Annotated in this window: 7 protein-coding genes and 1 pseudogene; 4 read left to right on the forward strand and 4 right to left on the reverse strand. The window is 69.9% G+C overall.

The genetic code is table 11. The features are described from left to right. Positions 1 to 21: 21 nt before the first annotated feature. Entirely contained in the window at positions 22 to 177 is a 156-nt protein-coding gene (locus H1D24_RS35530) for a DUF6131 family protein (protein WP_181661853.1), read from the forward strand. A 227-nt stretch (positions 178 to 404) separates the two neighbouring features. Here H1D24_RS35530 and H1D24_RS35535 read toward each other — a convergent pair whose 3' ends face one another. The 3 genes from H1D24_RS35535 to H1D24_RS35545 form a co-directional block, all read right to left on the reverse strand. Continuing rightward, the gene (locus tag H1D24_RS35535; RefSeq protein ID WP_181661854.1) at positions 405 to 1,100 is read right to left on the reverse strand and encodes a CPBP family intramembrane glutamic endopeptidase; all 696 of its coding nucleotides are present in this window, start codon (positions 1,098 to 1,100) and stop codon (positions 405 to 407) included. A 107-nt stretch (positions 1,101 to 1,207) separates the two neighbouring features. Continuing rightward, complete coding sequence (locus H1D24_RS35540; RefSeq protein ID WP_181661855.1) at positions 1,208 to 2,452, reverse strand: SpoIIE family protein phosphatase; 1,245 nt, start codon at positions 2,450 to 2,452, stop codon at positions 1,208 to 1,210. Positions 2,453 to 2,590: 138 nt separating this feature from the next. Next, positions 2,591 to 4,318: an ABC transporter ATP-binding protein gene (locus H1D24_RS35545; RefSeq protein WP_374064468.1), complete on the reverse strand. Its 1,728-nt coding sequence runs from the start codon at positions 4,316 to 4,318 to the stop codon at positions 2,591 to 2,593. A 709-nt stretch (positions 4,319 to 5,027) separates the two neighbouring features. On the opposite strand from H1D24_RS35545, the gene H1D24_RS35550 reads away from it, so the two are divergent. The 3 genes and pseudogenes from H1D24_RS35550 to H1D24_RS35560 form a co-directional block, all read left to right on the forward strand. Beyond that, positions 5,028 to 5,579 carry a TetR/AcrR family transcriptional regulator gene (locus H1D24_RS35550; RefSeq protein ID WP_181661857.1) on the forward strand — a complete coding sequence of 184 codons (552 nt, stop codon included), beginning with the start codon at positions 5,028 to 5,030 and terminating at the stop codon, positions 5,577 to 5,579. Then, a complete protein-coding gene (locus tag H1D24_RS35555) occupies positions 5,576 to 7,096 on the forward strand; it encodes an MFS transporter (protein ID WP_181661858.1) in 1,521 nt (506 codons plus the stop codon). Before H1D24_RS35550 ends, H1D24_RS35555 begins: the two co-directional genes overlap by 4 nt. A 43-nt stretch (positions 7,097 to 7,139) precedes the next feature. Next, a pseudogene (locus tag H1D24_RS35560) lies at positions 7,140 to 7,352 on the forward strand (response regulator transcription factor); the annotation flags it as partial. A 52-nt stretch (positions 7,353 to 7,404) separates the two neighbouring features. On the opposite strand, the gene H1D24_RS35565 reads toward H1D24_RS35560, so the two are convergent. Then, positions 7,405 to 7,933: dihydrofolate reductase family protein (locus tag H1D24_RS35565; protein ID WP_181661859.1), on the reverse strand; the 529-nt coding region annotated here is incomplete at its 5' end.

The raw sequence follows: 7,933 nt of genomic DNA on the forward strand, positions 1-7,933 counted from the left end.
AAGCATCATTTGGAGGCCGCCATGATCGTGCTCGGCGTCATCCTGCTCGTGATCGGGCTCATTACCGGGATCAACATTCTGTGGACCATCGGAATCATCCTGGCAGCCGTCGGCGTCGTCCTGTGGCTGCTGGGCACAATGGGCCACGCAGTAGGCGGCCGCCCCCACTACTGGTGACTGGTGATCTCCGTTCCGATCAGCGCGACTGCCGGTGATCAGCTGCACATGGCGCTACAGCGGCGAGCCAGGTCAGCTCCTTTGCGGGACGGGCACGCAAACCTCCGGCGAGTCAGAACCCCGGCCTCCTGCGAGGCCGGGGTTCACTGCCGTGGCGGGCACAGCTGACGTGTCGTGCCGCCGGTCGTCGGTCAGCCGTGGCTGGACGCGCTGGACCACCTCGAGGGTCAGCCCTGGCGACACCACCGTGAAACTGTCCAGGCAAATGCGTAGCCGAATCCGTTGACGGCCCAGTGCAGCGCCGCGGGTGCCAGGAGACTGCCTGTGCGGCGCCGCACCTCGCAGAGGACCACCCCGGCGGCCACCGTGGCGGCGATGGCTGCCGCAACAGTCGGCGCCACACTGGCCGACCCGCTTCCCAGAGCCGACTGGACGGCGGTGTTGGAGCGGTTGAGCCCCCGGGAGGGCAGCAGATGCCAGAGCCCGAAGAGCAGTGACGACACCGCGGTGGCCCACCTGGTTCCCCGCCGACGCCTGATCATGGCCCACAGGACGCCGCGGAAGGCGGTTTCCTCCAGCAGCACGGTGCCCAACGGCACACGTACCAGCACCCTCCACAGCAACTGCTGTACGGACAGGCCCCCGGCCCTGGCGTCACGGAAGGTTTCCCTGCCCGCCGGTACGGCCAGGACGAGGAGGAAGACGACGAGGACGGCACCGACCAGGATGGCCGCCCACCGCAGTCCCCGGCGCAGAGCCACCGCGTCGAGCCCCAGGTCGGCCGGGGTGAGGCCGTCCCGGCGGGCGATCAGGAGCAGCACGGCAGCGGCGATCCCACACGTGAGCACGTAGGCGCCCGGCGCGAGCCAGTTGTTGAGCAGGTTCGCGGCGACCAGGACGACGACGACAGACAGGATCCACATCCTTCTTCCAGGATCCCCCGTCACCGCCCGAGCGCGAGACCCACGACCCCGCGCCCCCGCGCCGCCGCGCCGCCGCGCCGCCGCGCCCCCGCCAGGAGCACCGCCGATCACAACCGGACGATGATCAAGGCGGTGTCGTCGCGGCCGCCGCCCGCCAGGCCCAGTCGGGTCAGCAGGGTGTCGGCCAGGCGCTCGGAGTCCAGCCGGCAGTACTGGCCGAGGATGTCGGTCAGCCGGTTCAGGCCGGCGTCGAGGTCTTCGCCGCGGCGTTCGATGAGGCCGTCGGTGTAGAGGACAAGGGTGTCGCCGCGGCCGTAGGTCGCACTGGCCTGGGGGCGGGGGACATGCTGCGGCCGAACCGCGAGGGGCGGGTCGGTGGCCCGGTCCAGCAGCTCGCAGCAGCCGTCGGCGTGCACCAGGACGGGGGGCGGGTGACCGGCGTTGCTGTAGATGATCAGGCAGCTCACAGGGTCCACCAGCGCCTGGACAGCAGTGGTGTTCAGCGCGCCTTCGACCGAGCGGGCGTACAGACCCAGCACCTCGAGCGCCTGCGCGGGCCGCTCCAGAGCGCGGATGGCGGCGCTCAGCGCGCTGCGGAGCATCCCCATCACGGCGGCGGCCTCGAGGCCGTGGCCGACGACGTCGCCGACGGCCACGGCGAAGCGGCCGTCGGCCAGATCGACCATGTCGTACCAGTCGCCGCATACGTTCAGCGATCCGGTGGCGGGCAGGTAGCGCACGGCGACCCCCTGGTGCCGGGCCAGGTCCGGGACCTGAAGCATGGCCTCCTGCAGGGCGACGGCCACGTGGCGCTCGCGCGTGTGGGCCTGCCGCAGTTCCTCGTTCAGCAACTGCAGCTCCCGGGCCCGCGCGTACAGCTCGGCCTCCAGGACCTCACGCGCGGCGACCGGCCCGGTCGACGGTTGGGCGCGGGAGGCGCGGGTCTTGACGAATGCGGTGACGTCCTCGACCCGGTGGATGATCCAGGCCACCGACCCGTCCGGTCCGAGAACCGGAGTGTTGATGGGCGACCACCACCGCTCCTCGAACACATCCAGCCGTCCCATGGCCGGGATGTCGTACTTCTGCAGCGCCATCGTGTCGGGCTGCCTCAAGGCCAGGACCCGCTGCAGCGAGGTGTTCAGGTTCCGCACCCCGTCGGCCTCGGGGTCGGCCGGATTATCGGGGAAGGCATCGAAGATGTGCTGCCCGATCAGGTCTTCCCTGGTCCGCCCGGTCGCGTCCAGGTACGCCTGGTTGACCTCCACGATCACCAGGTCCGGGCCCAGCACCAGATAAGGGCTCGGCGTGGCGGCGAACAGCGCCGCGTAGTCGATCCCGGACACGGCCACCGTCCTCCCCCTCCCTTCCGTCTTGTCCCTTTGCGGACCCGCCCTCCTCTCACGCTAGGGTCCGCCCAGCTCACGCGCCCCGTCACGGCAGCGGCGGTTGCTTCATTCCTCCCCGGCGACTCGGTGGGCTCTGCTGCTTCAACGGTCCTGGGACAGTGCCAGAAGCTCCGCGAACAGGCCGCCGGCGTGGACCAGGTCGTCGTACCGCCCCTGCTCGGTAATGCGGCCCTGCTGCATCACAACGATCCGGTCGGCGATCTTCGTGTTCTCCAGGCGATGCGTCACCACGATCGTGATGCGGTCCGCCGAGATGGCTTTGACCTTCTCGAAGATGTCGTGCTCACCGCGCGGGTCCATCTGCGAGGTCGGCTCGTCCAGGATCAGCAGCGGCGGCCGCCGGTACAGGGCACGCGAGCAGGCAAGGCGCTGCCACTGCCCGCCGGACAACTCCGTGCCGCCGAACCACTCCCGCGCCAGCAGCGTGTCCAGGCCGTCCGGCAGCTCGTCGACGGCCTGCCGCATGCCGACCGCGTCGACCGCCTCCCACACGGGTCCGTCGTCGGAGGTGCGTGGCTGCCCCAGCGTCACGTTCTCGCGAACCCGCAGCGGCCACTGCGCGAACAGCTGCGGCACCAGCCCGGTGCACGCCCACACGCTCGCAGGGTCGACGGCCGCGAGGTCTGCGCCGTTCCACGTCACCCTGCCCTTGTCCGCCAGGTAGATGCCGGTGAGCAGGCGGGTCAGCGTCGACTTGCCCGAGCCGTTCTCCCCGACGATCGCCAGGATCTCGCCCCGCCGCAGCCTCAGGGAGACACCATCGACAGCCGGCTTGTCCTTGCCCGGGTACTGGTACGCCACCTCGTCAAGACGAATCTCCTCGATCGGCGCGGCCACCCGCACCTCACCGCGCTTGGGCGCCTTCTGTCCGGCGTCGTCGAGGAACCTCTGCATGTCGGTCAGGTACAGGCTGGTGTGGAAGACGGCGGCCCCGTTGATGACGACCTGGCCCAGTGCACTCAGTGTGGTCTGCACGGCGACGACCGCGGTGGCGGCGATCGCCAGGTCGAGCCGGCCGGTCGCGGCCAGCCAGGCGAGCGCCGCCCAGACGACGATGAGAAAGAACCCGCCCACCAGCGAGGCGAACAAGGTGATGACAAGCATCCGCGGTGCCGCCCTCAGCGTGCGCCGGTCGATGCGTTCGGACAGCGACCGGTACCAGAACAGCAGATAGCCGGTCATGCCGTTCGCGCGCACCTCGTCGGCGAACTTCGCGTTGGTCGCCCACCAGCGCATCATGTGCCGGATGTTGCGGTCCCCGACGTTGCCGTAGTGGACCTCGTAGTCCACGCGGGCCGACAGCACAGCCCCGACGCCGGCGGGCAGCACCGCCAGGATCAGCAGCGGCAGCATCAGCGGATGGAGCACCGACAGCACGCCGCTGGCCGCGACCATCCGGACGAGGGCGGACATGAAGCGCTGCGCGTCGCTGACCATCACGTGGGTACGCACCACGCCCATCTCCGCCGCTTCCTGACGGTCCGCGAACCCGTCCGATGCGTACGCCGAGGCCTCCACCCGGCAGACGGCTTCCACCAGCGCCGAATCCGCCTGAGTCGTCAGCGGAGGAGTGATCCGCCCGTCCGCGTACGAGGACAGCGCACCCGCGATCCGCACCAGAGCGGCCGCACCGCCCACCACCAGCAGCGCGGGCAGCGCCTCGTGGAGCCGGTCGGAGACCACGCCGCCACCGAGGATCGACTGCATCGCCCGTGCCGTGGCCGCCAGCAGTACGGCAGAGGACACTCCGGTGACCAACTGGCATCCCACCAGCAGCATGACTGCGCTACGGTCGATGGCCCACGCCATCCCGGCGATGCGGCGCAGCACGGACGGCAACCTCGAGCACAGGCGCCTGAACGACGCCTCGCCCAGCGGGTTGGTGGAGTACTGGCCGCTGTAGGTGAACTCCGCAGGCGGCGGGGGCGGGGGCGATCCGGCGCTCTCATCGATGGCATCTACGGACGACAACTGGGCTCCTCCGGCAGGTCGTTCGCGAACGGGTTGGACGATGCCCCGGTCAACGACGGGCCCGCCGATATCGAACACACGTATTTGAGACGGACCAGAATCCGCGCGTCCTCACGGCACACGCACCGTGCGCGATACATCCACCCGCACAGCACGAGGCCTCACCCGCACCCACGGGTGGCCGAAACGCCGCGCGCGGATACGCATGTGGCAGATGGGATCGAAGCCATCTCGAACGAAGTCGACCTCCACTCCGTCGGTACTCATGAGGCCGGACACATCGTCGAGCTGAAGGTCCTGGCAAGGGCGATGTTCTCGGCTTCCGCAGGATCAACCGAGCCGGAGCTGATGCTCCGGCAAGGAGCTTCCTCCTGAGGTCAAGAGGCTGATCGACGGCTCGTGTCACCGAATGCGGGCGCCACGGCCAAGGTGGCGCTGATACCCCCGCTCTGGTCCCGGTGCAGGCCGGCCGCCATGCCCGGCACACGGCGGCTCCTCGACTGTCGCCCGTGAGACATCAATGTCTCACATGGGATAGCATCGTCTCATGCCTGTAGATCGCGAACTCGTGCTGCGCAGCGCCGCGGCCCTGCTGACCCGTAAGGCGACCGCCACCATGGACGAGGTCGCCAAAACGGCCGGCATCAGCCGTGCCACGCTGCACCGCCTCTTCGCCGGGCGCGACACCCTCGTGCGAGCGCTCGAAGGGCTCGGTATCGAGGAATGCGAGGCAGCACTCGACGCCGCGCGGCTCGATGACGGCACCGCGCAGGAGGCGCTGCGAAGACTGGTGAAGGAGATCGAACCCGCGGCCGGACTCCTCTCCTTCCTCGTCACGGAGAACCAGCTCTTCGAGGGCGACGAGCAGAACGAGGGCTGGGCCCGGCTCGACGCCCGTATCGCCGCGCTGTTCCGTCGCGGCCAGGAGAGCGGCGAGTTCCGTATCGACCTGACGCCCGCCTGGCTCACCGACGCGCTCTACGGGCTGATCAGCTCGGGCGCCTGGGCCGTCATGGACGGCCGCGTGGCCGCCAAGGACTTCCCATTCATGATCGTCGAGCTCCTGCTCGGCGGCACACTACGGAGAGTGGAACCATGACCGGCACCAAGCAGCGGACGGCCGTGACGGAGGTGGTGGAGGCGCGGCCCGGACGCTGGCTCGCCCTCTCCGTCCTCGTCCTCGCTGTGCTGCTGGTGGCCGTCGACGCGACCGTCCTCGGTCTCGCGACCCCCTACATCAGCGAGGACCTGAACCCCTCGGGTACCCAGCTGCTCTGGATAGGGGACGTCTATTCGTTCGTCATCGCCGGACTGCTGGTCTCCATGGGCAGCCTCGGCGATCGCATCGGACGCAAGAAATTGCTGCTCGTCGGCGCCACGGCGTTCGGCTTGATATCCGTGTTCAACGCCTATGCCACGACACCGGAGTCGATGATCCTGGCGCGGGCGCTGCTCGGCGTCGCGGGTGCGACCCTGATGCCCTCCACCCTCGCCCTCATCCGCAATCTCTTCCACGACCGGCGCGAGCGCAGCATCGCCATCGGCATCTGGGGTGCCGCCGCCTCGGCGGGTGCGGCGGTCGGCCCGATCGTCGGAGGCTTCCTGCTCGAGCACTTCTGGTGGGGCTCGGCCTTCCTGATCAACCTTCCCGTGATGGCGGTCCTCGTCGTCGTCGGCATCAAGCTGCTGCCCGAGTCGCGGAATCCGGATCCCGGCCCGTGGGACCTGATCAGTGTCGGGCTCTCGCTCGTCGGCATGATCGGCATCGTGTACGCGGTGAAGGAGGCCGCATCGCACGGGCCGACCGGGGAAGCCCTGGCCGCAGGGCTGCTCGGCGCCGCCGCGCTCTACGGCTTCATACGACGTCAACTCTCCATGATCAGGCCGCTGCTGGACATGCGGCTGTTCCGCGACCGCGGGTTCTCCGCGGCCGTCGTCGCGGATCTCCTGACCGTCCTGGGCATGTCCGGTCTGGTCTTCTTCCTCTCGCAATACCTGCAACTCGTGCAGGGCAGGCGGCCGCTCGAGGCAGGGCTCGCCGAACTGCCCGCCGCCATCGGCGCGGTGGCGGCCGGTCTGGTCGCGGGCGCCACCGCACGCCGGTACTCGGTCCGTGCCGTGGTCTCCGGAGGCCTCGCCGCGGTCGGCCTGGCACTGGCCGCGCTCACCGTGCTGAGCCAGTCCACCGGCTATCCGCTGCTCGGGGCGGCGCTGCTGGTCGTCGGCGTGGGCGCGGGCCTCTCGTTCACCGTGACCGCCGACGTGATCCTCGCCAGCGTGCCCAGGGAGCAGGCGGGCGCGGCCTCCGCGGTCTCCGAGACGGCGTACGAACTCGGCGCCGCCCTCGGCATCGCGCTGCTCGGCTCGGTGGTCACGGGCGTCTACCGGAATTTCACGGGACCGGCGGGCACCCCGGCCGAGGCCCGCGAGTCCTTGGGCGGCGCCGTCGAGTCGGCGGCCGGGCTGCCCGCGGACACCGGGGACGCCCTGCTCGCCGCGGCCCGCGAAGCCTTCGTCGACGGGCTCACACTCGCGGCGGGCGCCGGCGCGGCGGTGCTCCTCGCCACGGCGGTGGCGGCCTGGTTCCTGCTGCGGGGCCAGAAACTGGAGGCGTAGGCGTACGAGCTGGAGGCGGTAGGCGTACGAGGGAGGAGGCGCCCGGCCGGCACTACTGCCGGAGCGGAAGCGGGAGGTGGCCCGGGCTGTCGGGCGCAGGTGCGGCCTGTCCAACGCGGAGATCGCACGGGAGCTGCACTTGGCGCTGCCCACGGTAAAGACGCACCTGTCACGGATCCTGACCCGCCTGGCTCTCAACAACCGAGCCCGGATCGCACTGCTGGTCCACGACGCGACCACCTCGGACGACGCCTGAGGCAGGCCCAGGCGGCCACTTCCTGCCCGCGCCGCGACCGATAAGGCCGACGTCACTGCTCGGGGTGGGACAGGTGGGCCTTGGCGTCGTCATAGGTGGCGTCGCCGGTCGACTCGGCTGGGGCATAGACCAGGTTCAGCACTCCGGTCTTGAACGTCTCGGACGAGATCAGCCTCAGCGGGATCGAGGTCTCGCCCTCGTCGAACAACCGCATGCCCTTGCGAACGGCGATCGGGTGCACCAACAGCTGCAACTCGTCCAGCAGGCCGGCGGCCAGCAGCTGGCGGACGACCGAGACCGAGCCGCTCAGGGCGATGCCCCCGCCCGGCTCGTTCTTCAAGGCGGTGACGGCGTCCACAAGGTCGCCCTCGAGCTGCTCGGAGTTCCGCCAGGTGAACTCGAGCTTCTGGTTCGACACGACGATCTTGCGTACGTCGCCGAACTGCTTGGCGAAGTCGGCATCCTCCCCGCCGGCCGCCTCACGCTCCGGCCACGCCCCGGCGAAGCTGTCGTAGGTCTTGCGACCGAACAGGACGGTGTCGGCGCTGCCGAAGGTCGCGCCGACGGCGGCGCCCATCTCG

Origin of the sequence: Streptomyces himalayensis subsp. himalayensis, assembly GCF_013778455.1 — a bacterium.
Taxonomy (GTDB): domain Bacteria; phylum Actinomycetota; class Actinomycetes; order Streptomycetales; family Streptomycetaceae; genus Streptomyces; species Streptomyces himalayensis.

Bases quoted from the DNA above. Each gene is read 5' to 3' on its own strand.
- H1D24_RS35530 (WP_181661853.1), top strand. From the start codon at position 22: ATGATCGTGCTCGGCGTCATCCTGCTCGTGATCGGGCTCATTACCGGG.
- H1D24_RS35535 (WP_181661854.1), bottom strand. From the start codon at position 1,100: ATGTGGATCCTGTCTGTCGTCGTCGTCCTGGTCGCCGCGAACCTGCTC.
- H1D24_RS35545 (WP_374064468.1), bottom strand. From the start codon at position 4,318: ATGGCGTGGGCCATCGACCGTAGCGCAGTCATGCTGCTGGTGGGATGC.
- H1D24_RS35550 (WP_181661857.1), top strand. From the start codon at position 5,028: ATGCCTGTAGATCGCGAACTCGTGCTGCGCAGCGCCGCGGCCCTGCTG.
- H1D24_RS35555 (WP_181661858.1), top strand. From the start codon at position 5,576: ATGACCGGCACCAAGCAGCGGACGGCCGTGACGGAGGTGGTGGAGGCG.